At 38.5% G+C, this 24,929-nt stretch carries 23 protein-coding genes and 1 riboswitch; of the genes, 7 read left to right on the top strand and 16 right to left on the bottom strand.

Going from position 1 to position 24,929, the window contains the following annotated elements; all coding sequences use genetic code 11:
• The 4 genes from ACIQXF_RS08755 to ACIQXF_RS08770 form a co-directional block, all read right to left on the bottom strand.
• Positions 1–581: nuclease/transposase family protein (locus tag ACIQXF_RS08755; RefSeq protein WP_483869725.1), on the bottom strand; the 581-nt coding region annotated here is incomplete at its 3' end.
• Between the two features lie 5 nt (positions 582–586).
• Positions 587–985, bottom strand: coding sequence for an IS200/IS605 family transposase (gene tnpA / locus ACIQXF_RS08760; RefSeq protein ID WP_402781566.1), 399 nt, complete (start codon positions 983–985; stop codon positions 587–589).
• Between the two features lie 435 nt (positions 986–1,420).
• On the bottom strand, positions 1,421–1,873 hold the full coding sequence (locus ACIQXF_RS08765) for a redoxin domain-containing protein (RefSeq protein ID WP_402781568.1): 453 nt from the start codon (positions 1,871–1,873) through the stop codon (positions 1,421–1,423).
• 136 nt (positions 1,874–2,009) lie between these two features.
• Positions 2,010–2,552, bottom strand: a complete 543-nt coding sequence (locus ACIQXF_RS08770) for a peroxiredoxin (protein ID WP_286923921.1) — start codon at positions 2,550–2,552, stop codon at positions 2,010–2,012.
• A 405-nt stretch (positions 2,553–2,957) separates the two neighbouring features.
• Here ACIQXF_RS08770 and ACIQXF_RS08775 point away from each other — a divergent pair, with 405 nt between their 5' ends.
• From ACIQXF_RS08775 to thiW, 7 genes are all read left to right on the top strand, one after another.
• Positions 2,958–3,500, top strand: a complete 543-nt coding sequence (locus ACIQXF_RS08775) for a helix-turn-helix domain-containing protein (RefSeq protein WP_402781573.1) — start codon at positions 2,958–2,960, stop codon at positions 3,498–3,500.
• A 17-nt stretch (positions 3,501–3,517) separates the two neighbouring features.
• Complete coding sequence (locus ACIQXF_RS08780) at positions 3,518–4,624, top strand: ABC transporter ATP-binding protein (protein ID WP_402781576.1); 1,107 nt, start codon at positions 3,518–3,520, stop codon at positions 4,622–4,624.
• Positions 4,614–5,423, top strand: a complete 810-nt coding sequence (locus ACIQXF_RS08785; protein ID WP_402781866.1) for an ABC transporter permease — start codon at positions 4,614–4,616, stop codon at positions 5,421–5,423. Before ACIQXF_RS08780 ends, ACIQXF_RS08785 begins: the two co-directional genes overlap by 11 nt.
• Positions 5,420–6,217, top strand: coding sequence for an ABC transporter permease (locus tag ACIQXF_RS08790; protein WP_402781579.1), 798 nt, complete (start codon positions 5,420–5,422; stop codon positions 6,215–6,217). Before ACIQXF_RS08785 ends, ACIQXF_RS08790 begins: the two co-directional genes overlap by 4 nt.
• Entirely contained in the window at positions 6,214–7,287 is a 1,074-nt protein-coding gene (locus ACIQXF_RS08795) for an ABC transporter substrate-binding protein (RefSeq protein WP_402781582.1), read from the top strand. The genes ACIQXF_RS08790 and ACIQXF_RS08795 overlap by 4 nt, the downstream gene beginning before the upstream one ends.
• Before the next feature lie 204 nt (positions 7,288–7,491).
• The gene (locus tag ACIQXF_RS08800; RefSeq protein ID WP_402781585.1) at positions 7,492–8,688 is read left to right on the top strand and encodes an MFS transporter; all 1,197 of its coding nucleotides are present in this window, start codon (positions 7,492–7,494) and stop codon (positions 8,686–8,688) included.
• A gap of 77 nt (positions 8,689–8,765) precedes the next feature.
• A riboswitch (TPP riboswitch) is annotated at positions 8,766–8,873 on the top strand.
• Positions 8,874–8,990: 117 nt separating this feature from the next.
• Entirely contained in the window at positions 8,991–9,491 is a 501-nt protein-coding gene (gene thiW, locus ACIQXF_RS08805; RefSeq protein ID WP_402781588.1) for an energy coupling factor transporter S component ThiW, read from the top strand.
• Between the two features lie 166 nt (positions 9,492–9,657).
• On the opposite strand, the gene ACIQXF_RS08810 is transcribed toward thiW, so the two are convergent.
• The 12 genes from ACIQXF_RS08810 to fadH form a co-directional block, all read right to left on the bottom strand.
• Positions 9,658–12,252, bottom strand: a complete 2,595-nt coding sequence (locus ACIQXF_RS08810; RefSeq protein ID WP_402781591.1) for a VWA domain-containing protein — start codon at positions 12,250–12,252, stop codon at positions 9,658–9,660.
• The gene (locus ACIQXF_RS08815) at positions 12,236–13,981 is read right to left on the bottom strand and encodes a vWA domain-containing protein (RefSeq protein ID WP_402781594.1); all 1,746 of its coding nucleotides are present in this window, start codon (positions 13,979–13,981) and stop codon (positions 12,236–12,238) included. Before ACIQXF_RS08815 ends, ACIQXF_RS08810 begins: the two co-directional genes overlap by 17 nt.
• Before the next feature lie 11 nt (positions 13,982–13,992).
• Positions 13,993–14,868 (bottom strand): DUF58 domain-containing protein, encoded by an 876-nt coding sequence (locus tag ACIQXF_RS08820; RefSeq protein ID WP_402781597.1) that lies wholly within the window; start codon positions 14,866–14,868, stop codon positions 13,993–13,995.
• A complete protein-coding gene (locus ACIQXF_RS08825) occupies positions 14,865–15,860 on the bottom strand; it encodes an AAA family ATPase (protein WP_402781600.1) in 996 nt (331 codons plus the stop codon). The genes ACIQXF_RS08820 and ACIQXF_RS08825 overlap by 4 nt, the downstream gene beginning before the upstream one ends.
• A gap of 11 nt (positions 15,861–15,871) precedes the next feature.
• Positions 15,872–17,305 (bottom strand): hypothetical protein, encoded by a 1,434-nt coding sequence (locus tag ACIQXF_RS08830; protein ID WP_402781603.1) that lies wholly within the window; start codon positions 17,303–17,305, stop codon positions 15,872–15,874.
• 12 nt (positions 17,306–17,317) lie between these two features.
• On the bottom strand, positions 17,318–18,163 hold the full coding sequence (locus ACIQXF_RS08835) for an ABC transporter permease (protein WP_402781606.1): 846 nt from the start codon (positions 18,161–18,163) through the stop codon (positions 17,318–17,320).
• Positions 18,160–19,095, bottom strand: a complete 936-nt coding sequence (locus ACIQXF_RS08840) for an ABC transporter ATP-binding protein (RefSeq protein ID WP_402781609.1) — start codon at positions 19,093–19,095, stop codon at positions 18,160–18,162. The genes ACIQXF_RS08835 and ACIQXF_RS08840 overlap by 4 nt, the downstream gene beginning before the upstream one ends.
• On the bottom strand, positions 19,095–21,488 hold the full coding sequence (locus ACIQXF_RS08845; protein WP_402781612.1) for a hypothetical protein: 2,394 nt from the start codon (positions 21,486–21,488) through the stop codon (positions 19,095–19,097). The genes ACIQXF_RS08840 and ACIQXF_RS08845 overlap by 1 nt, the downstream gene beginning before the upstream one ends.
• Before the next feature lie 318 nt (positions 21,489–21,806).
• Positions 21,807–22,700 carry a transcriptional regulator CcpC gene (locus ACIQXF_RS08850; RefSeq protein WP_402781869.1) on the bottom strand — a complete coding sequence of 298 codons (894 nt, stop codon included), beginning with the start codon at positions 22,698–22,700 and terminating at the stop codon, positions 21,807–21,809.
• Positions 22,701–22,768: 68 nt separating this feature from the next.
• A complete protein-coding gene (cbpB, locus tag ACIQXF_RS08855) occupies positions 22,769–23,209 on the bottom strand; it encodes a cyclic-di-AMP-binding protein CbpB (RefSeq protein ID WP_402781615.1) in 441 nt (146 codons plus the stop codon).
• Between the two features lie 263 nt (positions 23,210–23,472).
• Complete coding sequence (locus ACIQXF_RS08860) at positions 23,473–23,712, bottom strand: short-chain dehydrogenase (protein ID WP_402781618.1); 240 nt, start codon at positions 23,710–23,712, stop codon at positions 23,473–23,475.
• A gap of 430 nt (positions 23,713–24,142) precedes the next feature.
• Positions 24,143–24,910 carry a 2,4-dienoyl-CoA reductase gene (fadH, locus tag ACIQXF_RS08865; protein ID WP_402781620.1) on the bottom strand — a complete coding sequence of 256 codons (768 nt, stop codon included), beginning with the start codon at positions 24,908–24,910 and terminating at the stop codon, positions 24,143–24,145.
• Positions 24,911–24,929 lie beyond the last annotated feature (19 nt).

A 24,929-nucleotide genomic window follows, 5' to 3' on the forward strand; every position in this document is an offset into this window, starting at 1 on the left:
CCAAAGAAACGAGTACTCCCATCATCTGTCACTGCAACAGCAGGGACTTTCAAACCCAAATCTACACCCATTATCTTTGTTCCTGTTTTTTCACTTGTCGGGATAGTGACAGCTATTTGTGCCATCCATTTATTCGCTTTTTTCGTGATACGAAGAGTACCTAATTTGTGTGTCAACAAATCCAAATTGTGGTTATCTTTATCGACCAGCAGAGCCCGAATAGGTGTTTTAGTTGCCTTGCCATCCATCATGATAGGCATTGAAATATGCGTGAGATCAAAAGAATAGTTTTGGTTATTCCACATACACACTGGCTTCTTTAACACAGGAACTATCTTGTATTTATTTTTCTTCACTTTCTTAAACACACTTTTAGCATCTTTAATCGCTTGGTTTTTAACAGCACTTGGCAGGTAAGCAGAAATATCCTTGCTTGATTTTTTTGTACTTTTCTTTTCTGCAACCATTTCAGAAACAAGGGTATTGATTGTATAAACATACGATTGACTCATAGTCTGTAAAATAGAAGCCTGTTCCTTTGTGGGAAGCAGTTTGACTTTAACGGTTATTGTTTGCGACACGTGATTCACCCCCTTGTTTTTTGTTGTTCCACATAACGTTTGATGGTTTCACTCGATAGGTTTCCTGCGGTAGAGACAAAATAGGAACGTGTCCATAGGCTTGGCAAATGTCCGAGATGAGGAAATTCCTCTCTCAACTTTTTAGACGTCACTCCTTTGATTTTTGCCATAATATCAGCAGGACTAAGCGTTGGTACGGTATTTAAAAACATATGTGTATGGTCTTTGTCACACGCCAAAGCAACAATGACAATCTCTAACTCTTCACATATTTCCTGTACCAACTGTTTAAAGCGTTCCTCTACATCTGCACGAAGGAAAATCTTTCTTCTGTATCGGGGACAAAAAACGAAATGATAGTTAATTAATGATACGGTTGTGTTTGTTCGTCTATATTCGTTCATATACACAATGTATCAGCTTTATTTATAAACTGCAACATTCATGCAAAAAAGAGTGGGCTTTCCTGTTTGGAAAATCTGTAACGTATTCTCTGCTATATGTATCGTCAAAGCAAGTGACTATTCGTCAAGAATAGTCCGTCTATTGGACCACTTTAACAGAACACTCAAGTTATTATCCAAAATGCTCGGCTCTACACTCTTTTCGCTCGGGTCAGACCCTGGACTCAGCGGTTGTTTTCTGTATGAAAGCGCAGTGACAGAAACAAAACGAGGGAAGCAGCTCGACCCCGCCCGCAGAAAGTATCTGCCCGTAGTGAAAATCAACGGCTTTATCTAGTTTCATTGTAAAAAAAGACTGTAGGCAAACTCGAAATTTTTGAGTTTGCCTACAGTCGGAGACGAGGATTTAATTCTCCTCGTCTATATCCTGTTATTTTAAGCGTTACGCATTTCATCTAAAACGCGATTCACACGTTTTTCTAGCATTTTCATGCCGCTTCCACCAGCTTGCATGTGACGAAGCTGACCATCTTTATCGAAAACATAATACGCAGGTACATATTGATTTTCAAATGCATCTGTTAGCTTTAATTCGTTATCAACAAAGATTGGTTGTACAATATCAAACTCTGCTGCTACCGATTTGATTGTTTCTAAATCTGTATCTTGCTCAGCACGAGGCATATGTACCGCTACAACGTTTAACTCATCTTTGTATTGATCACGGAAATTGTTCACATCCGGCATTGCTTCTTTACATAAATGGCAGCTAACTGACCAGAAGTGGATTAACGTTGGTTTTTCGCCTACTAAATCCGCTTTTGTTACTTCACCATTTAGCCAAGTCGTAGCGCCTGCCAGTTCAGGCATTTGTTCACGAAGTTTCATCAAAATATCCTCCTTTATTTTCCCTATCAAGTTTAAAATCCCCACAAAAGTTTCGTGGGGATTTTGAATTTTTAAAAGAACTCATTTCGCCAAGTTTCCGTCTCAAGACAAAACCTGACAAAGTTATCTACTCAGATTATAGAGTTGCTTGACCTGGACGCCAGTTTGCTGGGCAAAGACCACCAGTTTGTAAAGCTTGAAGTACACGTAAAGTTTCGTCAACATCACGGCCGATGTTGTTATCAAATACTGTTTGGTATTTCAATTCACCTTCTGGGTTGATGATGAATAAGCCGCGTAGTGCGATACCTTCTTCTTCGATTAAAACACCATATTCTTTTGAAATTTGGTGATTAGTATCTGCTGCTAATGGATATTTTAGTTCACCAAGGCCATTTTGAGTGCGGTCAGTGTTGATCCAAGCTAAGTGAGTGTGAATTGTATCAGTAGAAACACCGATTACTTCTGCATCTAAGTCTTCGAACTCATCGTAACGATCGCTCATTGCAGTGATTTCTGTTGGACATACGAAAGTGAAGTCCATTGGATAGAAGAAAAGAACTGTCCATTTGTCTTGTGCTTTAATATCCTCTAATGATACTTTACCAAATGATTTGTCTGGAAGTACTGCTTCCATTGTAAAGTCAGGTGCTTGTTTACCTACCATGCGTTCTGCCATAATAAATCCCTCCAAAAAATATGTAGTGTATATATTCCATTCGCACCAGCGAACTCGTCTTCTACGATAGCAGAGTAATCGTAGTTTTTCAAACAAGTAAACTTCACAAAAGTGCGCACTTTAAATTATCTGACAAATTTTCGTCAAATCCCAAAATGGAATTGCTACTACAGCTTATTTATTAACTATTTTTAACAGTTTTATTCTTAAATAAACAAAATTTTTCTACGCGCCATTTATGTATAATTTCTAAAAATTTTATCTACTATTTTTTCTTAAAAAACGATTGCAAATTTTTTATTTTTATGTATAATTGTAATGGTTTTAGTAAACTAAAAGTTTCGTTAAAGTAAACTTCATATTTCAAAAGTTTATGATTGCTAAACTTCTTCTAGGAGGGAAAAGATGCAAATAGGAGCAAAAATTAAAGCGCTTCGTTTAAAAAAAGCTCTTACCCAAGAGGAGCTTGGAGAACGTACAGATTTAAGTAAGGGTTATATTTCACAATTAGAACGTGATCTTAATTCCCCTTCCATTGAAACGCTATTTTCAATATTAGAAGTTTTAGGGTCCACACCAAAAGACTTTTTCGACGATGAAGCACCTGAACAAAAGGTTGTATATACAGAGGAAGATCAATCCACTTACACAGACGAAGACAAAAAATATGAAATTCAATGGCTCATTCCAACTTCGAACGAAAAAGAGATGGAGCCTATTTTCTTGACATTTGCCGCTGACGGTGAGTTCAAACAATTTGAACCCTCGCTCTCAGAAACATTTATATATGTGGTCAAAGGACGTATTCGTCTCATTTTAGGGAATGAACAGTATATCGCAAGTGAAGGCAATGCTCTCTATTTTGACGCGACAGATCATCACCAAATTTTTAATGCACATGCTGATGAAACAAAAATTTTACTTGTCGCAACGGATTCATACTTATAGCTTAAGGAGGCGCATCTATGACAACGAATTCAATTATCCGCTTTGAAAATGTTTCAAAATCCTATAATGACGGTACGATCGTCTTAAAAAACATTAACTTGGAGCTAGAGAAAGGAAAATTCTATACACTACTAGGTCCTTCTGGTTGTGGTAAAACAACCATTTTACGTATTATTGCTGGATTTACAGAGCCGACTACAGGAGATGTCTATTTCCACGATAAAAAAATCAACTCAGTGCCAGCAAATGAACGCCAAGTAAACACTGTTTTTCAGGATTATGCGCTGTTTCCTCATTTAAATGTTTTTGAAAATGTCGCATTCGGACTTCGCATTAAAAAACTTCCTGAAAGTGAAATTAAAAACCGTGTTGCTGAGGCACTAAAATTTGTTAACTTAGCAGGCTATGGCAATCGTGAAATTTCTGAGATGTCTGGTGGTCAACGTCAACGTGTAGCTATCGCACGGGCAATCGTAAATGATCCTGAAGTGATTTTACTCGACGAGCCTCTTTCTGCTTTAGATTTAAAGTTACGTACAGAGATGCAGTATGAGCTACGAGAATTACAGCAACGACTTGGTAAAACGTTTGTGTTCGTCACACACGATCAAGAAGAAGCGCTTGCCATGAGTGATGAAATATTTGTCTTAAGTGAAGGTGAAATTCAACAATCAGGTACTCCAGTAGATATTTATGATGAACCAATTAACCGCTTTGTTGCTGATTTTATTGGTGAATCAAACATAGTTCCTGGCGTGATGATTGAAGATTTCAAGGTAGAATTTGCTGGTAAAGTTTTTGAATGTGTCGACCAAGGTATGAAGCCTAACGAAAAAATTGATATTGTTATTCGTCCAGAGGATTTAGAAATGACAACAATAGAAAAGGGCAAACTTGTCGTTAAAGTTGATACTCAGTTGTTCCGTGGGGTACATTATGAATTATCCACATATGACAAAGATGGCAACGAGTGGCTCGTGCATTCATTGAAAAAAGCTGCGGTAGGGACAGAAATTGGCTTAGACTTTGACCCAGAAGCAATTCATGTCATGCGCTTAAATGAAACAGAAGAAGAGTTCGATAAACGTCTAGAGGCGTATGGAGACGACGAAGATGCAAACTAAGACTTCGAAATCAGCCTTATTTCCTTATGTTTTATGGATTGCATTTTTCGTTATCGCGCCAATTGCACTGGTTGTTTACTATTCCCTACTAGATATACACGGCAATTTTACGCTCAATAACTATAAAGCATTCTTTACTTCAGTCTATTTAAAAATGACATTAAGTTCATTCTGGTATGCATTCTTAATTACGTTCTTTACGTTACTTGTTTCGTATCCAACAGCCTATTTTTTAACTAAGACGAAACATAAACAGCTTTGGCTTTTACTAATTATTATTCCTTCTTGGATTAATCTTTTGTTAAAAACATATGCCTTTATCGGAATTTTCGGCTTGTATGGCCCATTAAATGCATTTATCGAAGTATTTGGTTTTGATCCGCAGCAAATGCTATTCACTGACATTAGCTTTGTGTTCGTATCCGTTTATATTTTTATTCCATTTATGATTTTACCGATTTTCAACTCATTAGATCGTTTAAACCCGGCACTTATTTATGCAGCACGTGATTTAGGAGCATCTGCCTTTACTACATTCCGTCGCGTTATACTGCCATTAACAATGGACGGCGTAAAATCAGGTATTCAAGTTGTATTTATTCCTGCATTATCACTCTTCATGATTACTCGTTTAATTGCAGGAAATCGTGTCATTACACTTGGTACAGCTATTGAGCAACAATTCCTGGTGACACAAAACTGGGGTATGGGTTCTACAATTGCTGTTTTCTTAATTTTATTTATGGTGATTGTGATGTTAATTACGGGACAAAAAGATAAAGGAGGTCGCGTACGATGAAAAAACTATCTGCTACAGCAAGAGTGTATTTAGCGATTGTTTTTATCGTTTTGTATGCACCTATCTTCTATTTGGTTTTCTATTCATTCAATAGTGGCGGATCAATGAATAATTTTGAGTCCTTTACGTTAGAACATTATAAAGCAGTGTTTGAGGATTCACGCCTACTCGTAATTCTAATTAATACAGTCATCGTGGCATTACTTTCTGCATTGATTTCTACAATCATTGGAACATTAGGAGCTATAGGCATTGTTACTGTTAAAGATTCAAAAATGCGCAATACATTACTTTCTTTAAATAATGTATTAATTGTTAGCCCTGATGTTATTATCGGTGCAAGCTTTTTAATTTTATTTACAATGATCGGTATTAAATTAGGTTTTACTTCAGTGTTATTAGCACATGTAGCGTTTAGTGTGCCAATTGTTGTATTAATGGTCTTACCGAAACTATTAGAAATGAATAAATCATTAATCGATGCTGCATTAGATTTAGGTGCAACGAAGAAAGATGTAATGATGCGTGTTATTTTGCCGTATATTCAACCTGGTATTTTTGCAGGGTTCTTCCTTGCCTTAACGTATTCTCTTGACGATTTTGCGGTAACGTTTTTCGTGACAGGTAACGGCTTTAGTACTTTATCTGTTGAAATTTACTCTATGGCACGTGCCGGTATTTCCTTAACGGTTAACGCTATCTCTGGTTTAGTATTCTTTGTAACGGTTATAGTCGTAGTTGGCTATTACTTCATTACAAGCCGCGCCAATAAAAGAACGGGGGGGACTCAATGAAGCAATTAATTCAAGCAACAATCGCAATCCTTGTCGTTTCCGCCCTTCTATTCTATGCTGCTGACACCCTGAGTGCAGGTGGTGGGAAAAGTGGAAAAAATACGTTAACGATTTTTAACTGGGGAGAATATATTGACCCCGATTTGCTAAAGCAATTTGAGAAAGAAACAGGCATCCACGTCATTTATGAGACATTCGATTCCAATGAAGCGATGATGACAAAAATTCAACAAGGCGGTACGGCTTATGATATTGCAGTACCTTCTGAATATATGATTGAAAAAATGAAGGAAGAAAACTTACTTATTCCTTTGGATAAAACCAAACTCCCTAATTTTAAAAATATCGATCCTTATTTTTTAGACTTACCATTTGATGAGGACAATAAATATTCTGTTCCATATTTCTGGGGAACAGTTGGCATTGTCTATAATCCAAAACTCATTGGTCATCTCGATTTCTCATCTTGGCAGGACTTATGGGACTCCTCGTTAAAACGAAAAGTCTTTTTAGTTGACGGGGCACGTGAGGTTATCGGTATGGGCCTAAATAGTCTTGGCTACTCACTTAACTCTCTAAATGACCATGAGCTACGTGAAGCAACTGATAAATTAATTACATTGGCACCAAATGTTAAAGCCATTATTGGGGATGAAATTACGCCATTGATGATTAATAACGAAGCAGCAGTAGCACTCACTTGGTCTGGTCAAGCAGCTGATATGTTGTCAGAAAATGAAGACTTAGACTTTGCTGTACCAGAAGAAGGCTCGAACTTATGGTTTGACAATATGGTTATCCCAAAAACGTCAAAAAATATAGAGGGTGCACATGCCTTCATTAATTTTATATTGAACGCTGAATCGGGTGCTAAAAATGCTGATTATGTAGGCTACTCTACCCCTAATATTGCAGCAATGAAATTAATGGATAAAGAAGTTGTGTCTGATGAACGCTTCTATCCTTCTGAAGAACAACGTAAAACATTAGAAGTTTATAAAAACTTAGGCCCTGATTATTTAGGTAAATACAATGAGCTGTTTTTAGAATTTAAAATGGGCATTCGATAAACCATTTAAAGCTGTTCTCACGTTATTGACGTAGAGAACAGCTTTTTCCTCATTTAATACGAATGCACTCGATCATGTTAGTATGAAGCTTTTCCATTCATTAGATTGCAACCCTATAACCTTATTTCAGACTTCTAGTCAATAGCAAAGGTACAAGCCTTGTGGTAGACTGTAGTATATTTGATTAGAAAAGGGGGATATTCGATGACCCAGCAGAAGTCTAATAAGGCGGCTTTGTATATTTTAATGTTTAATATGTTTATCGCAATGGGGAGTATTGGGATTATTATTCCTGTTATGCCTGAGTATTTAAAAATATTCGGTGCTGCAGGCCAAGTTCTTGGCATGCTTATTGCAACGTTCGCCTTTGCACAATTCGTATTTTCTCCAATTGCTGGGAATCTTTCGGATCAATACGGTCGGAAGAATCTTATTATTTTCGGCCTAGTAGTAACAGGGCTTGCACAAATTGGTTTTGGACTTTCTACAGACGTGTGGATGCTCTTCCTGGCACGCTTTTTAGGTGGCCTCGGTTCAGCATTTATTGCACCTCCTATTATGGCTTTTGTAGCAGATGTTACAACATATGAAGAACGAGGTAAGGGGATGGGAATGCTAGGAGCAGCCATGTCTCTTGGCTTTATGATTGGACCAGGAATCGGTGGCTTTTTATCAAAAGTAAGCTTACATTTCCCATTCTATACGGCTGGATTTGCTGCTATTTTAGCAGCGTTACTATCATTTTTCTTATTACCATCAACAAAACCAAACTCTGCGAAAAAAATACAAAAACAAGACAATCTAGTGAAGCAAATGGCACGTTCCATACATATGCCTTACTTTGTTATGCTTATTATAATGTTAGTATTCTCGTTCGGTATTGCTAATTTCCAAACAACTCTATCGCTGTTTGTTACTGAAAAATTCAATTACACACCCGTGGATATTGCCATTATCTTAGTTGTAGGTGGTGCTTTCGGTGTAGTGGTACAAATGTTTATTATTACACCGCTCTTTAATCGTTTCGGTGAGATGAAAGTGGTATTAGTCAATTTATTTATTGCAGCCGTTTCTATTTTCTTAATTTTATTTGTTTCTGGCTTTGCACTTGTTTTAACTGTAGCGACAATCTTCTCTACTGCCACTACATTAATTCGCCCTGCTGTTAACACGCTCATCTCGAAGCTCGCTGACAATGAGCAAGGGTTTGCGGCTGGTCTTAATAATGCATATATGAGTCTTGGTAATATGATTGGTCCAGCTTTAGCGGGTATCCTATTCGACTGGAATATGAACAGTCCTTACATTTTCGGGGCTATCATTCTAATGGCCTGCTTCTTCCTTGCCCTTATTTGGACAATGAAAAGAGCACCACATCTTATGCAGTCTGATTCGAAATAGTCTGACAAGTCATTGACTATTTGTAGTAGTATGTTACATTTATGTTGTTACGCTGCTCAACAAAAAAATGAAATAATTATTACCACTAGGGGAGTCTTTAAAAGGCTGAGACGTGTATTGTTATATACGGACCCTTTGAACCTGATCTAGTTCACACTAGCGTAGGGAAGTGGCGACGCTTGCTTTTTAATATGTAAATGCAAGGCCGCTTCCTATTGTTTTTCAGGAAGTGGCTTTTTTTCGTGCTAGAGGTCTAAGCGGCGATAACAATTAAATTTAAATATTTTAAAGGAGCGGACATTATGTCAATTCGAAAATTAACCATTATGGCCTTATTAGTGGCAATTGCTGTAGCAGGCTCTGCCTTTGTTTCAATTCCGACAGGCATAGCACGTGCATATCCAGTGCAGCATGCCATTAACGTTATTGGCGCTATTTTTCTTGGACCAGTGCCTACTGTTATGGTCGCCTTTGTTACTGCGATTATTCGTATTTTAACAGGCACAGGTTCATTGTTAGCTATACCTGGTAGTGTCATTGGCGCACTGTGCGCAGCCATTGCTTTTAAATATAGCGGCAAGCAATGGCTAGCAGGTGTTGGTGAAATGTTTGGAACAGGAATCATTGCCTCATTCATTGCAGTACCTTACGCACATTTATTAATGGGAACATCCGTAGCTGCATTATTTTTCATGCCAGCCTTTTTAACATCAAGTACTATTGGTGCCATCTTAGGCGTTGTCGTTGCTAGTAATCTGCGAAAGACCGTATTTGTAACTAACCTTAATACAATGCTTAAATAGCCTGGTTTATAGAAACAAATTAGAGCATTATCGAAACTATTTGAGCTTTTATCGAAACATAATGTCATTTTATCGAAACTTTTTGTGCCTTTATCGAAAAAATTCCTTAACAAAAAAAGAAAAGATGGCACATTGCTAAAAGCGATGCACCATCTTTTTGTGTTTACTATCTTTTTTTCATGCCCTTTAATAGCTGGGCAACATTTGTATCCTCTGCCTGCAGTTGTTTTTCCTCTACAAGCTGTTCGTTTCTCTTCGGCCTTGTTAGGAAGCCCCAACCAAAGCGTCGTATTGTTATATCAATGAAGAACAGTAGCATCCCCGCTAATAAAAGCCAGGTTGTAATATTTTGACGTTCTGCACCTTTTTTCGTAAATTCACGGAATACTTCCTCCGGCTCTTTCAAAACGGAGCCGCCTGTTTGTTTTGTCAGCTCTTCTGTTAGCTTGTCATTCACTGGACGTAACTCATATTCGGCACTATACGGAACACTTAAGCCTGCCTGGTAAATAGCTTCGTCTTCATCTGCAATGCGGAAGAAGATCAGTCCTGGTTCTGCCTGTACAACCGCTCGAACTTGTGACGCTGAAATGGTTTCAAGTTGTGTTTCAAGTTCTTCACCAGATTCGTTAACAGCTACAATATCTAAAAACGCTACTTCATTTGTTGGATCAGTTATCATAAATGAACCGTCTGACTCTAGACGTACATCATAGGCTACATCATTATAGCTCGGTAGCATCTGTGAAATAAGCGTTTGCCAAAACGTACCCCAGTCTTGCCATCTTGCCCAGTCTCCTGTCCATTTTCCTGTCGAATCAGTAGTGAAAGCGAATGTCTTGCCAAGGCCATATTGCCACTGCGCTAGCACGGGATCCTCCTTCTCACTTTCAGCGATCACAGAAGCCCCCTGCTTTGCTGTCGTACCGATATAAGCATTCATTTGAGGTACACCATTTGCAAATAACGTGTTCCATCCAGATGCATTATAGATAGTTGGATAAAATGGGCTATCCTCTATATATGTGCGTGAAATCATTGCCGTTTCACGAGATAAAATCGAAGGGATGGTCTGCTCATCAACAACGTCGTAGAATCGTCCACTGCCCATTTCACTAAGTGCTTCAAGTAAATTGGCATCTGCATCTTGTCCAATGGCTACAGTAGACAATGTCACGCCATTGTCTTTTCCTTCAGCGATTAAATCTTCGTAATTCCCTGGCTGTGACTGTCCATCCGTTAATAGAATAATATGCTTACGCTGTAGCTTTAAATCAGCTAGGTTTTCATAAGCTTTTGCAAGTGAACCATAGATTTCTGTTCCTCCACCTGGTGTTACAGATAAAATGGTGTCTACAGCTTCTTCCTTATTGCCAAGCGGTCCAGTTTCGATAATTTCCCAAGGTCGATCATCGAAAGCAATAAAGCCGAGTGTATCTTCTTCTCTTAACATTTCAACTGAACGAGCAGCCGCCTCCTTAGCGAGCTCTAGCTTCGCTCCAGACATACTGCCAGAACGGTCAAGCACGATAACAAGTCCTAATGATGGTAATTGTTCCTTACCTTTAATCTCCATTTCAACTGGTAGTAACGTTTCGATTGGTGTTTTAAAATAGCCACCCAAGCCAAAACTATTTTCGCCACCGACCATTGTAAAGCCGACACCGAAGTTTTTCACTGCCTGTTCAATTACATTCATTTTTGCCTCGCCTACTAAATGCCCTGGCACATTATCAAAAATAATAGCATTGTATTGTAAATAACTTGAAAGTTCATTTGGTAAACTTTCAGCACCCACAACATCATAGGAAATGGATTGGCTACCAAGTGATGCAGCGATAGGTGATGCTGTGTCATAGCCGTTAACGATTAATAAATGTGGTTCACTTTGCACCATCGTAACACTTGTTAGTTTATTATTTTCAAAAATGGCATCTTGTTCAACTTGCATGAGTGCCTCATATTTTACAAGTCCCTCTGCTGTTGCTGTATGTTTATACGTAAATACATTTGAACCTTGTGCAAGCTCCACTGCCTCACGATGAATGAGTTTATCATTTTCATATAATAATAATTCCCCTTGTCCTGCCGCAGTTGCTTGAATTTCAGTCACCAACTGCTGCTGCTCCCCTATATAAGCCACTTGTGGGGTTACAAAGCTTTTAAGTGATACATCGTTAGCAACAGGTTGGCTAAACGGTACTACATCAACACTAATGTTTGAACCTTTAAACTTTGAAGCAAAATCTAAGGCATCTCCCTTTGTTTCATTGCCATCCGTTAACAATACTAGGCGTGTTGCTTTTTTTGGATCTACGATACCTGAAGCGAGCTGTAGGCTTTGCTCAATATTCGTTTGATCTGTTGACTTTATGGCTGTAAATTTTGGTACTTCCTTTAATGAATTTGATAAAATGGCTTCCGTTTGCAGTGTCGATGAAAAAGAATAAATCCCTGCAAGCTGTTTATCCTTTTTCGACTGTAAACTTTCCTCTATAAAATGAGCCATCTCATCCTCTGTACCATTCATGGAAGCAGAACGGTCAACTAAATATATTATTTGTTCTTCCTTTACAGGTAATAAAATATAAGGCCCTGCAAGTGCGAAAACCAAGCAGCAAATTGCTACAATGCGTATACCTAGTACCACGATATGGCTCTTTTTTAGTCGCTGACGTTCACGCCAATAGGTCCAACCAAAATACGCAAATAAGGGAAGTAACAGCAACAATGCTAATGGCATATCAATTCGTAAATCCACGACGTCGTTGCACCTCCCACTCTGAAACAAGTAATACTAAAATAATGAGGATGAGCCAAGGCACGAACGAAGTTTTCGCTATTTCTTCTTTACCATTGTCCTGAAGCTCTCCCAATGTATAACTTGTCCCTTTTTCAATGACACGCTCTTGAGCTTGAAGCTGTACAATAAAGTGCTTTTCTTCATTGTTTGAACGTGCTGTATAGATCCCTGGCTTCATTGGAGCTGTTAATAAACCATTCATAACAGACGATAAAAACTGATCATCTTGGGAATATACACTCCATTCACCCTGTGCTAAAGCCACAGCACGTTGCTCATTTGGTGTAAAAATACCGAGTGAACCAATTGATTGTGAAAGCTGTTGTTCAACACTCCATAAAAATAACGGAAATGAAGGATAAAGTGGCCAATCTGTATCTGCAATATCAGCTAATACTACAATATCTCCTTCAGGTGAACGCTGTATAAATGGCTGATCTCCAACCGATGCAATCGTTTTATAGCCATCGAAACCAGGATATACAACACTGATGTATATATCCTTTAGCTCGCTAAAGGCAAATAACGAATCACTTGTTGTTGTTACTTTCCCAGAAGCTTCAAGCTTTTCAGCATCATCACGTCCAAATAATATAATCGGCTTGTCCATCTTTTCGAGTAGCGCCGTTTGATTTGTTACAGCAGTGGCATCTCGATTATCAGCTACTTGTAAAGACGGAACAATTTTCACACCACTATTAATCGTCTGCAAACCTTTTTGAATGAGTTGATGCATGCCTTGATCGACAACTAGTTTTGAAGAAGCTGTCTGTAGCAACACTGTTTGCGAATTATCAACAGCAAAATCATCATTTGCATCTATCTTAGCAGTCAATGAATCTTCTAATGGTAAATCTTTAAATGTTTTCGTCACTGCTTCATTCGGTGGTAATGTGACACCCTCTGTAGTAATCTCATTCCCCTTCCCATTTTGTAGAGAAAGTGTTACTTTTTGCTCTCGGTCAGTATCATTTTGCAATTGTACAAGCGCCATCGTAGATTGACCATCTGTAGTAGCAGCAAAGCGTGTTATGGAAATATTCATTAAATCCTTAGCCGCGCCTTTGACAAACCACTTCACTGTATCCTTTTCCATTGGTAAAAGCTTTTTATCAAGAGTATCTGTAAAGACATAAATAGATGTTGGTGTATCTCCGACAAAAGCCTGTGCCACATCAAGAGCCTTATTCATTTGAGCTGTTTCATATGTTACTTGTAACTCTTGAATGGCCTTCTCAATATCTTTTGTATTCGTTTCCTGCTGTAATATCGCTTTTGGTATATTACCTGTTGTAATAAGCGTCACTGGCCTTCCGTCAAGCTGATGAACCAATGACAGCATTTCCACTTTATGTGTGTCAAACGTTGACTGCTCTTTCCCTGCTAACATCGTAGCGGATGTATCCACAATGAAAATCGTTTGTGCACCAACAATTGTTGGTTTTTTAACATAAGGATTCATTAATGCAAGTACAAGTAAAAGAAGTGCTAATAGTTGCAAATAAAGCAGTGCATTTTTTTGTAAATGCTTTAAGTACGGTGATACACGTGTTTCCTGCATAATTTCTGACCAAAAAAGTGTCGAGGACACGGTTTGATCGGTATATTTTTTCCGAAAGAAATAATATAGAAGGACAATGACCGGGATGATGGCCGTCCAGCTAAAAAGTAATTGACTAAAGCCCAATACGGCTCACCTCACCTGATCCAGTATGCTTTTAATAGTTGCTGAAAGATGGCATGCTGTAAACCATCCTCCACTTTAAGCTGTAATTTTCGAACGCCAAAGCGTCTACAAATTGCTTCCAATTCCTCTTCGTGTAATAAACGTCGAGCTGTATACGTGTCTAGTACTTTGGAAGACATTGTAACATTCACATCTTTACCAGTTTCACGATCCAAAAGGCGAACATCACCCGTATAATTTGGTGCTAATTCCTCTTGGGTTACTATTTGCAATATGCGTACATCCCCTGCATAACGTGGTAACCTTTTTAAAAGCTGTTCCCACTCTTCGATTGGCTCTAGCCCATCTGTAACAATAAATAACACTGTACTATCCTTTGGTAATGCTTTTAAAGCTCCCTGTGCAAAGCTACCCGTATAATCCGCTTGCTCTATCTCTGTTACGATTTGTAAAAAAGCACGTCGATACATAGCTCCTTTACGGCGAAATGGTGGTTTCATCTCATCTTGTACAAAAGAAAATGATAACCGATCATCTCGTCCAAGCACCATTAAACCAAGGGAAGCAACAATTTGACGAGCAAATGTCCATTTGGCGTCATCACCCATGGATTTAGTGGCATCTAACAAAATGTGTACACGCATCTCTTGTTCATCTAAAAATCTTTTTATAAAGTATTTATCTGTTCTTGCAAAGACGTTCCAATCGACCTGACGTACATCATCACCTAAATGATATTCACGAAAATCCGAAAAATCGAGGGATGCTCCGAAGCGCTGCGAACGGTGCGAGCCCTTATGCTGCCCACGTAATTTGGAGGCCGTCGCCACTTGGAAGCGACTAATTTTCGCTAACCAATCCTCGGGCAATAATAATTTTTGCGTCACCTGCTAACACCTTGCTGTACCTTTTCTAAAATTACATCAATGACATCATCTGCTGTTTTACCTGAAGCCTCCCCTTCATAATTCAGCAACATACGATGACGTAATACTGGCTTTGCAACAGATTTTATGTCTGCCACGGAAACGTGGAAACGCCCATTCATAAGCGCTCTTGCTTTCGCTAACTTTATTAAGCTCTGTAAACCACGGGGACCACTTCCATACATGGCATATTGCTTGACCTCATCAATTGCATCGGCTCTATCAGGATGTGTAGCCACAACTAGGTCCGTCGCGAATTCAAGCATTTCATCAGCGACAAGTATTTCCTTTACCATTTGCTGTGCTTCAATCAGTGTGTCCGTATTCATGATCTTTTGTAAATTAATTTCCTTGGCGCCTGTTGTACGCTTCATAATTTCCATTAGCTCACTTTTCTCCGGATACGGTACTAGAATTTTACATAGGAAACGGTCCATTTGTGCCTCTGGTAAAGGATATGTTCCCTCCATCTCAATCGGGTTCTGTGTTGCTAATACGAAAAATGGTCTAGCCATCTTCTTTGTATCTCCCAAAATCGTGACTGTTTTTTCCCCCATCGCTTCCAGCAAGGCACTTTGTGTTTTGGGTGTTGCACGGTTAATTTCATCTGCTAGTACCATCTGACTAAAAATCGGACCTGGTTGGAACGTAAACTGCTGCTTGCCATCAGGTGTACGTTCAATCATACTTGTTCCCGTTATATCTGCTGGCATTAAATCCGGTGTAAATTGAATTCGTGAAAATGATAGATCAAGTACTTCAGAAATTGTACGGATTAACATCGTTTTCCCTAAACCTGGAAGTCCCTCTAATAAAGCGTGCCCATCAGCGAGGACAGCATATAATGTATAATCAATTGCTTCCTCTTGCCCAACGATGAAACGATGTATTTCTTCCTTTACTAGCTGTAATTTCGTACTCATTTCAACATACTGTTGCTCTGTAAATGCCATTCCTTTTCCTCCTACTGCGACTCAATTGACGTGAAATAAGATTGCACGACATTTTGTAAATCTTTCGGTAATTGTAAACGCTCTGAGCTTTCTAAATAGCTATCTTTATAGGAGCCAATAACTTCCTCATACGGGCGGATTGACCCCTTTGTAATAGGGCCATTTCCTTGTTGTTCTGAAACATGCGAGCCATCTCCTAATGCTCCGCCATCAACTGACGCCTGGCTAGAACCACCAATTCTATTCGGTGTAGTTAATAAATCGCGACTGCCCTGTCCTTTACCTGCACCACTACCTGAACCTGTGCCATTCCCTTGTCCTTGTCCTTGTCCTTGTCCTTGTCCCTGTCCTTGCCCTTGACCGTTTCCATTTCCTTGCCCTTGTTGATTGTTCTGTTTTGAACCCTGTCCCTGACCATTGTTATTCGACTGTTGAGAACTTTTTTGGGAATTATTTTGATTCTGTTGTCCTGCTTGGCCCTGCTGATTGCTTGACTGTGGACTCCCCGTCGAATTTTGATTTGAATTAGCATTATTTTGTTGATTGCTATTTGTATTATTGGCACTCGCAATAGCATTTTGTAGTGTGTTACTTGCGGGTTTCCCAAGCTGACTCATAGCTGTCTGGGTAGCATTTGCATTTTGTGTTAGCTCTTGTTGCATTTGAGCAAGCTCCTTCAGCTGCTCAACTTCTTCCTTCGATAAGCCTTGGCCTTCAGCAGCACCATCCTTACTCGCTGTTTGCTTATCTTTCAATTGCTGCTCCTTTAAGGCAAGCTCTTTTTGTTTTTTCATGACTTCACGCAATGCCTCTTCAGCTGTTTCTGTCTCTTTTAACGTATTTTGTAATTCTTTTAGCTGCTCTTTCACTTCTTTTGTTTCTGCTTTTTTCTCTAGTTTTGCAACTTCCTTCTTTACATCCTCTATAACGGCCTTTTCTTTCTCCGCCTCAATGGCTTCAATTTGAGTCGCAGCTGGGAACATATAAAGAATTGCCAGCACAACAGCTGTCACAAATAATCCAATAAATGCTTTAGGACGGAACAAAATTTTCTTTCTAGCTTTAAAATTAGTAAACGCCTTTTCGACGCTTTGTATCGCTTTAGTGAGTAAAGATTGCACAAGCGGGTCCTTATCGTCCTCAAACGATAGGGCTGTCACGAGTTCATTATGAGAAAAATAATCATCCAATATATGCAATGCTTCCTTTATTTTCACACGCTTCCACCACATAAACAGTACGGTGGCTAGTATAACAACGATAAAGACAGCAAGAGCTGTTTGGCGATAATAAGGCCATACGAATAATCTTGAGACGAGAACAAGAGAAGCACTCGAAAGCGATGCCAAAAACAAGCCGTACTGTGCAATAGGAATGCTTCTTTCTACTGTCAAACTCGTCTTTGCACGTTGAATATATTTTCGTAATTGCTTACGGCGCTCCATAAGATATCCTCCTCATCGGTTACTTTTCATATTGGCACGTAATTTTTTAATCGCAATTGTTAAACAAAAAACAATAATCAATGAATACGCTATTAAATAGGTAATCCAAACAGGTAATTTCACACCTGAAAGTTCTCTTAGCGCATCTCCCATTTCTGGTGAAATAAGTGTTAACATCAATGCACCTGGGTTAATAGAGGCCCAGAAGTAAGTCATGTAGGAAGTGTTAGTACCAATGGCATTCCCCATTTGATGGAAAGCCATTGTTAAAAAGAAGAAAAATGCCGTAATCCCACCTAAAAAGATGATTGAACCATATGTTGCAATCATGGCAACGATTGTTTTTTTTGTAATAGTTGAAAACATTACCCCAATACTACCTATTGCAACTACTGTTACTAAGTAAAATAAAAATATTGAAATTAGCTGAGATGGTGATACCCCACCAAATAAAAATACTAAACTATATAATGGTAGCCCTGCGATTAGCATTAATACTAAAAATGCTACTGAAGACAATAGCTTTCCAATAACAATTTGCGTAGAGCTTTGTGTCGTTGTTAGCAAAATATTTAAGGTTTGCTTTTCCCGTTCACTACTAATTGCCCCAGCAGTTAAGCTAGGTGTAATGAAAAGAACAAGAGCCATTTGCAGTATAGTTAATACCGTAAACATCATAAAGCTTGTATCTGGTCTAAAAAAACCTTTACCTGTGAATCCAGTTGTTAATAAAAGGAATCCCGCTATAAAAATGCAAAGTACCGCTAAATAAAACATCAAGCCTGAAAAGCTTTTAAAAGATCGGAAACGTAACTTCAATTCTTTTACGAATACCGGATTATTAAATCGTTCCATCATTGATTGTCCGCTCCCTTCGTAATAGCCATAAAGACATCCTCTAAATCTTTCTCCTCTTCACTTAATGCATAAATAGGTAAATTTGCTAGCATCGCTTTTTTCAAGAGTGCTACTTGATTAGCATCCGTTCCACGATAGTTAAAGGCAATTTCTAGACGGTTATCTATCACATCTATCGAGGAGATTAAAGGATCCTCCTCTAAAAATGCACGTACCTCATTTACTTGGTCTGTAACCTTTATAACAATTCTCTTCTCACCTTGCAGCTGTGCCTGGATGGAAGTGACATTACCATGAGCAATCAGCTTTCCATTGTCAATAACGCCAATTTCATCACACATTTCCGCAAGCTCTGGTAGAATATGCGAGGAGATTAATATTGTTTTACCCATTGATTTTAAATTTCGTAAAATATCTCGCATTTCTACACGTGCACGTGGATCTAAACCTGAGGCAGGCTCATCCAATATTAATACCTTTGGATCATGGATAAGAGCACGTGCTAAACATAGACGCTGCTTCATCCCACGTGACAGTAAGTCTACATATTCATAACGTTTACTTGTTAAATTCACAAGCTCAAGTAGCTGTGGAATAAGTACTTTTCGCTCGGCTGCCCCAATGCCGTAGCTTGCACCATAAAAATCGAGATACTCATCTACTTTTAGCTGATCATACACGCCAAAGAAATCTGGCATATAACCAATTTGTTTTCGAACTTCCTTTGGTTCCTTAATCACACTTTTTCCATTAATCAGGGCATCACCAGAAGTTGGAGACAGCAGGGTTGCTAAAATCGAAAATGTTGTCGATTTACCAGCCCCATTTGCACCTACAAAGCCAAATACAACCCCTTCCTCCAACGATAGATTTAAATGATCTAGTGCTGTAAAAGAGCCATATTTTTTCGTTAAATCACGAATTTCAATCATTATTTCGCCACTCCTTTCAGCTCTACTTCTGGTAATTTTGTTTGCTCACCTGTTTGATCTGGTCCGAATTTTACCTCAATCAGCAATTCACTATCTTCATTGAAGTATTTTGTAATGTGATCTGTAAACACCTGTTTCGTATCTACCAACGGCTCATAATTTTTCGTTTCATTATTCCAAATCGATAGCTGCATACGGTTAACATCTTTATTTGAAACTGTCAGTTCGTTTAATGTTTGAACTGAACTCATAAAATTATCTGGCATCGCAATGGATACTTCATATAAACCATCAGACAACTGCCATTTATTTAACTGCTCATCCATTTTTTCATAATACGAATTAGTAGATTGTGGGTTTACAGAATACGTAAAGTTGTTGCGCTTCATCGTAAATGGACCTGATAGCTCTACTTTTCCGTCAAATGGCTGAATAAAATATGAAATTGGTGACATATTAGCACTTGTTTCGAGCTCCACCCCAACGATTGCCTGATCTGCCCAAGCTGTAATGACAGGTTTCTTTTCATTTTCTACAAGTGGTATTGCCAATGATTTCATACGCTCGATGCGTAGAGGATTCACTTCTTCCTTCTTTGTTGGATAATTATAATTGTAAGAAGTAAATGTAGATGGCTTTTGAAGAACAGTTGTTGTTAGCTCATTGTCCACTTTAAGTGTTCCGTTCGCTTCAATGTCGCCCAGTTTAACTTCCTTAATGCCAGAGATTAACGTAACATCCTTTAGTGCAAACGGGAAATTGTTCTTAATTGTCCCAGTTAACTTTTCATTTTTTAAGGTAATATCGATATCCATCTTGCCAATATTTTGTGCCGCTGATTTACCCGCAAAGGACTGAACAGACCAATAGCTTAAATTCCGTAATGTTAACGTAGATCCATTTGCATTTTCTTTAATATAGGATGTTTCATGTAAATTCCCCGTTGTCCCTGAGAAATTATTGTAATTTCTTAGCCCAAACGCACTTGTATCCTTATCTACGTTCACTACAAAATCACCGCTACGATTTGTTAAAATGGATTCTACATAATAACCATTTAAACTACTATCCTCATTTACTTTATAAAATGCTGATTGCTGAACTTGCGGTTGAACAATTCGATCTTTAGCACCAATAATAAATAGAGCAATAGATAACACAACTGATATTGCAGGGATTATCCACCATGCATGCTCTCGCTTGTCTATTTTCTTTAAGACGAAATATAAAACAGGTCCAATAATTAAAATATATAAAATAATAACAATTAATATATAACTAACAGATACCTCAAACGAAGGGAATAGTTCATTCACATCACGAAGATCATAAGAAACTTGATTTATTGTTGACTGACCACGCATCATCATTCCCTGTTGTGAAATGCCTTGAATATTCACCGTTTTTGCCATTAATGCTGCATAGCCTTCCATGGATGCCAGCGGTTGATCTCCTAATGAAAAGGTTGTTTGAATAATTTCCCCACTACCAACCTTTTTCTTAGAAGCTAGAATAGTATTATTATCTGTCAATACAGGTATACTTCCTTGATTTTCAGTTGCTGCATAAACCGAAATAGGTTGTGAGAAAATGCCTCCACCTGATAATTTGGATAAGCTATCTGCAGAGATACTTATCATTTGCTGTGATAATGTAAGCGGTAAGTCCTCTTTAAAAATGCCAGCTGTAGCATTTATTTGATCGGCAGCTCCCACTAATAATGTACCGCCATCCTGTACCCATTTTGATAAAGCCTGTTGCTGTTTTTGCGATAAATCAGCAATGGCAATTTCATCAATGACAATGATATTCGCCATCGCAAAGCCTTGCGCTTCTTCAGGCAATGTATATTCTTTTATTTGCTTTAAATTAAAAACCTCAACGTTGTTTTGAGCAGCAAATTGAGAAAGACGTAAAAATGCAGATAGGCGATCACTTTTATCTGTTAGCGTATAGATAAATACCGATGCAGGATCTAAAAAGTTACCTTGTAGGCGCTTTGTTCCTTTATAATCAACCTTTTTCCCCTTTTCAATGCTTCCTTCATAAAATGCAAATAAGTCCGCATCCGAATAACTATAGTCAGCTAAACCATCTAGATAGAAATCAAATGTTTTTTCTTCACCTGCCGCTATATCTATTGGAAGCACTAGTGCTGAAGCAGCCTGATAGGAACCTGAAGCATTGATGGCCATATCTCCAGAAAAATCAGCACCATTATTTTTCACTGTTACATGAAGTGGCACAAGTGATTCATATTTAGCTTTACCCGAAACCCCTACCTTAGCTTGAACCTCTAACGTAGCAGCCGCTTTTGCTTGCTCCATGGGTAAAATAAAGCTAATAACAAGCATGAATAATAGTATGAGTGCCGTTATATTTGTTTTTTTCAAAACTTCAACCCCTTTTTATATAAATAGATGATCAAATAATTATACGTTTAAAATTGCATTAAGTTCCATTTCTTACGACATCTTCATGAATATTCATAAACTCTTAAGATTTAGGATATAGGAGGCTAACAAATCACTTATGCCTCGGCATAAGTGCATCTGGAATCGGCTTTGTGCTTGCACAAAGCACTCCTTCCCGATTTCGTGACATCCGCCGGAGGCTCTAACTTCTTTCAGCGGGTGTCCAAACATCTGCTGAAAGAAGTTAAAAAGGCAGCCTCAAAAATGAACTAGTGTTCATCTGAGACTGCCTCTCTCTTATTTTAATTTTGAGTAATCAAACAAACATCGTGCATGGTCTTGTATCACTTCTACAAAAGCCTCTACTTGTCGTAATTCAAATGAGGATTCATAGCCTATGAGCCAAGTATCGCGTGTTAAACCAAAATCTTTTTCATTGTTATTAAGCGCGATTTTATTTATACCATCATGATCATTTAACGTTATTGAAGGTAAAATGGCATAGCCGATTCCATTCAGCACCATTTGCTTACAAATTTCAATTTGATCAACTAAGATTTGTTTTCTCGGATTTGAAGCGAAATGCTGCTGCCACCATTGTTGAATCTCCAAATAATAATTAGAGTCACTTTTGAATTGAATAAAAGGTCGCTCTGTCATCAGCACATCTTCAATCGTTTTTAGCTCTTTATCTACTAAATAAAGGGTATCACGAAAAAGGTGAATCTTTTCCCCCTTCCAATCAACCTGCCCCCGTACAATGCCTACATGAGCCTCGCCCTCATATAGAGCTTTTACAATTTCTGAGCTCCAGCCGGTCATAAGTGAGATTTTTGCCTCAGGATATTTTGAAACAAATTCCTTTACTATTTTCGGAAGCCAGTTTTGCCCGACAATTGATGCACAGGCAATTTTCAATGTCCCGTTTACTTTTGTCGTTAAGGATTGGATTGTTTCAAAAATCTCTTCTTTTTTGCTCAGCATTTCAGTTGCATAGGTAATAACAAGCTCTCCTGCAGGTGTTGCAGTAAGTCCTTTTTGCGAACGAATAAATAACTGTGCGCCCCAGTCTTTTTCAATAGTTTGCAACCTTTGAGAAAGTGCTGGTTGGGATAGAAATAAACGTTCTGCTGCTTTTCGCATATTGCGTTCCTCTGCTAGCACTTTTAATATTTCAGCTTCCGTTGCCATCAATCAGTAAACCTCCGATACAAGCAAAGAGGGCCTCATGATTTTCATCTGAGCCCCCTTTTAAACTACTACTCTTTTTGATAAATATATTTTTTCAATTGCTTTAAAATAACACGTCTCGTTAAAATCCCTGCGAACGTTCCTTCTTCGTCCACAACACATAAAAAGGCGTGATTAATAACTAAATCGAGAGCTCTCTGGAAAGTATCCGTCAACTTTAATACAGCGATGTTTTTATCCATTATTGTATCCACTTTTATATCGGGTAGCTTTTCATATTCAATATGTTCAAGTCCTAGAATGGATTCAGTAATCATTTTCATGCTAAGTAAACCTTGAAGTCGATATTTCAAATCTAAAACAGGTATCGACGAATACCCTGTACGTGTAAGTACAAGGAGTGCGTGTTCAGCACTATTCCCACTTTGTACATGCGCAACCTTTTCAGATGAAATAATAAAATCACTAATTGGCATTGCTAATAAGTCTTTGCTGTTAGTTGAAATCATGAACTTCTTCTCCTTTTCTGTCCTCGCTTTGCAGAACAGGATGCTTCCCTTTTATCATATCATAACTTTTCCTTTTATGACCATGACAAGGTCGAGAAGAGTTTTTTACTAACAACGAATTATTTAAGCATTTTGAACAAAACTAAATATTAGAACTGCCCAACCACTAGCGTACTTTTTCCTCAACTATCAAGGAATTAAGGATCTTCATTCAGCCATATTTATTGCTCAAAATATGAGCTGAATGAAGAAAAAATAATTTTTTAATACCCTGCTTTACTCCAGTAATAAAAAATCATTATCCCTAAAAAAAGTAAAAAAATGATATATACCCATACAATAGGGTTTAACATTGTTGCATACTCTTCAACCGTTTCTGAAATCGGTGTATCGTTCTCTGACTTCCGTTCAGAGGTCATTCTGGCAATTTTCAGCGTTGACACGAACGAAATAACCGAAATGATCGTAATGGCAATAAGAGCCGGTATTAACCACATACCCATAAGCAAAACTCCTTTCTTTGCCCTTAGTATGCGTCAACCCGGCTCTTCATTATGCAAACATTTTATCCCGCTTTAACGGGCAGTACCAAAAAGCCTAACTGCCCGTAAAAGCCCGATTGGTGAGGGGCAATAGGATGTTGGTCACACAAGCGTTTTCACAGGATGTGAAGGTTTTAGCTTGTGTTCCCCTATCAGTGGGGATAAAAAACCCCACTGATTAAGTTTCACTTTATCCCGCTTTAACGGGCAGTAATTGATTTGTTCCAAAAGGAAAGAAATTAGGCAGGAGATCAACTGCCCGTAAAAGCCCGATTGGTGAGGGGCAATAGGATGTTGGTCACACAAGCGTTTTCACAGGATGTGAAGGTTTTAGCTTGTGTTCCCCTATCAGTGGGGAAAAAAAACCCCCACTGATTAAGTTTCACTTTATTTAGAATGGATACTGATTTAACCATTGCCCACCATCAAGTGTCACACATTCACCGTTCATATAACTTGCTTTATTAGACATCATAAATGTTGCTAAATCAGCAATCTCTTCAGGAGTACCAGTACGGCCTAACGGAACAGAATCTAGTGTACGAGCAGCAGCAGCTTCCGATTCCCAGAGCTTGTCGGCACCACCTGTACGCTCAATTGGACCTGGCGCAATGGCATTTACTCGAATCCCATACTGTTTCCCCCATTCCACAGCTAACGTTCTTGTTAATGATAGTACTCCTGCTTTAGCTGCTGCTGAATGAATAACACCGGCTCCTGCATTCCATGCATAAGTTGCGACCATATTAAGAATGGATCCTTTAATATTATTTTGAATCCAATACTTACCGACTGCTGAAGAACAGAAGAATGTCCCATTTAATACAATATCGACAACTGCCTTCCAGCCATTTGGTGATAGATCCTCAGCACGTACTATAAAATTGCCAGCAGCATTATTGACAAGTCCATCAACTTGTCCAAATTTTTCAACGGCGAAAGCTAGCATCGCATCTGCATGTTCTGGTACTCGAACGTCCATTTGAAAAGTTTCAATCGTATTTCCAGCCTCTAAAATAAAGGCCTTTGCCTCTGCTAATCGTTCTTCGTTACGACCTGTAATAACAACATTCGCTCCTTCAGCAACGAATTGCTTTGCCATATAAAGCCCCATTCCATTTGATCCACCAGTAATAATAATTGTTTTCCCCTGCAACATACAATTTCCCCCTTCGCAA

Origin of the sequence: Lysinibacillus sp. NPDC097231, assembly GCF_044761885.1 — a bacterium.
Lineage (GTDB): Bacteria > Bacillota > Bacilli > Bacillales_A > Planococcaceae > Lysinibacillus.

Coding starts and splice junctions, on each gene's coding strand:
- ACIQXF_RS08780 (WP_402781576.1), top strand. CDS start 3,518: ATGACAACGAATTCAATTATCCGCTTTGAAAATGTTTCAAAATCCTAT.
- ACIQXF_RS08790 (WP_402781579.1), top strand. CDS start 5,420: ATGAAAAAACTATCTGCTACAGCAAGAGTGTATTTAGCGATTGTTTTT.
- ACIQXF_RS08775 (WP_402781573.1), top strand. CDS start 2,958: ATGCAAATAGGAGCAAAAATTAAAGCGCTTCGTTTAAAAAAAGCTCTT.
- thiW (WP_402781588.1), top strand. CDS start 8,991: ATGTCAATTCGAAAATTAACCATTATGGCCTTATTAGTGGCAATTGCT.
- ACIQXF_RS08850 (WP_402781869.1), bottom strand. CDS start 22,700: ATGGCAACGGAAGCTGAAATATTAAAAGTGCTAGCAGAGGAACGCAAT.
- ACIQXF_RS08840 (WP_402781609.1), bottom strand. CDS start 19,095: ATGATTGAAATTCGTGATTTAACGAAAAAATATGGCTCTTTTACAGCA.
- tnpA (WP_402781566.1), bottom strand. CDS start 985: ATGAACGAATATAGACGAACAAACACAACCGTATCATTAATTAACTAT.
- fadH (WP_402781620.1), bottom strand. CDS start 24,910: ATGTTGCAGGGGAAAACAATTATTATTACTGGTGGATCAAATGGAATG.
- ACIQXF_RS08835 (WP_402781606.1), bottom strand. CDS start 18,163: ATGATGGAACGATTTAATAATCCGGTATTCGTAAAAGAATTGAAGTTA.
- ACIQXF_RS08800 (WP_402781585.1), top strand. CDS start 7,492: ATGACCCAGCAGAAGTCTAATAAGGCGGCTTTGTATATTTTAATGTTT.
- ACIQXF_RS08785 (WP_402781866.1), top strand. CDS start 4,614: ATGCAAACTAAGACTTCGAAATCAGCCTTATTTCCTTATGTTTTATGG.
- ACIQXF_RS08765 (WP_402781568.1), bottom strand. CDS start 1,873: ATGAAACTTCGTGAACAAATGCCTGAACTGGCAGGCGCTACGACTTGG.
- cbpB (WP_402781615.1), bottom strand. CDS start 23,209: ATGATTTCAACTAACAGCAAAGACTTATTAGCAATGCCAATTAGTGAT.
- ACIQXF_RS08830 (WP_402781603.1), bottom strand. CDS start 17,305: ATGGAGCGCCGTAAGCAATTACGAAAATATATTCAACGTGCAAAGACG.
- ACIQXF_RS08825 (WP_402781600.1), bottom strand. CDS start 15,860: ATGGCATTTACAGAGCAACAGTATGTTGAAATGAGTACGAAATTACAG.
- ACIQXF_RS08795 (WP_402781582.1), top strand. CDS start 6,214: ATGAAGCAATTAATTCAAGCAACAATCGCAATCCTTGTCGTTTCCGCC.
- ACIQXF_RS08860 (WP_402781618.1), bottom strand. CDS start 23,712: ATGGGTATGTGGTTAATACCGGCTCTTATTGCCATTACGATCATTTCG.
- ACIQXF_RS08770 (WP_286923921.1), bottom strand. CDS start 2,552: ATGGCAGAACGCATGGTAGGTAAACAAGCACCTGACTTTACAATGGAA.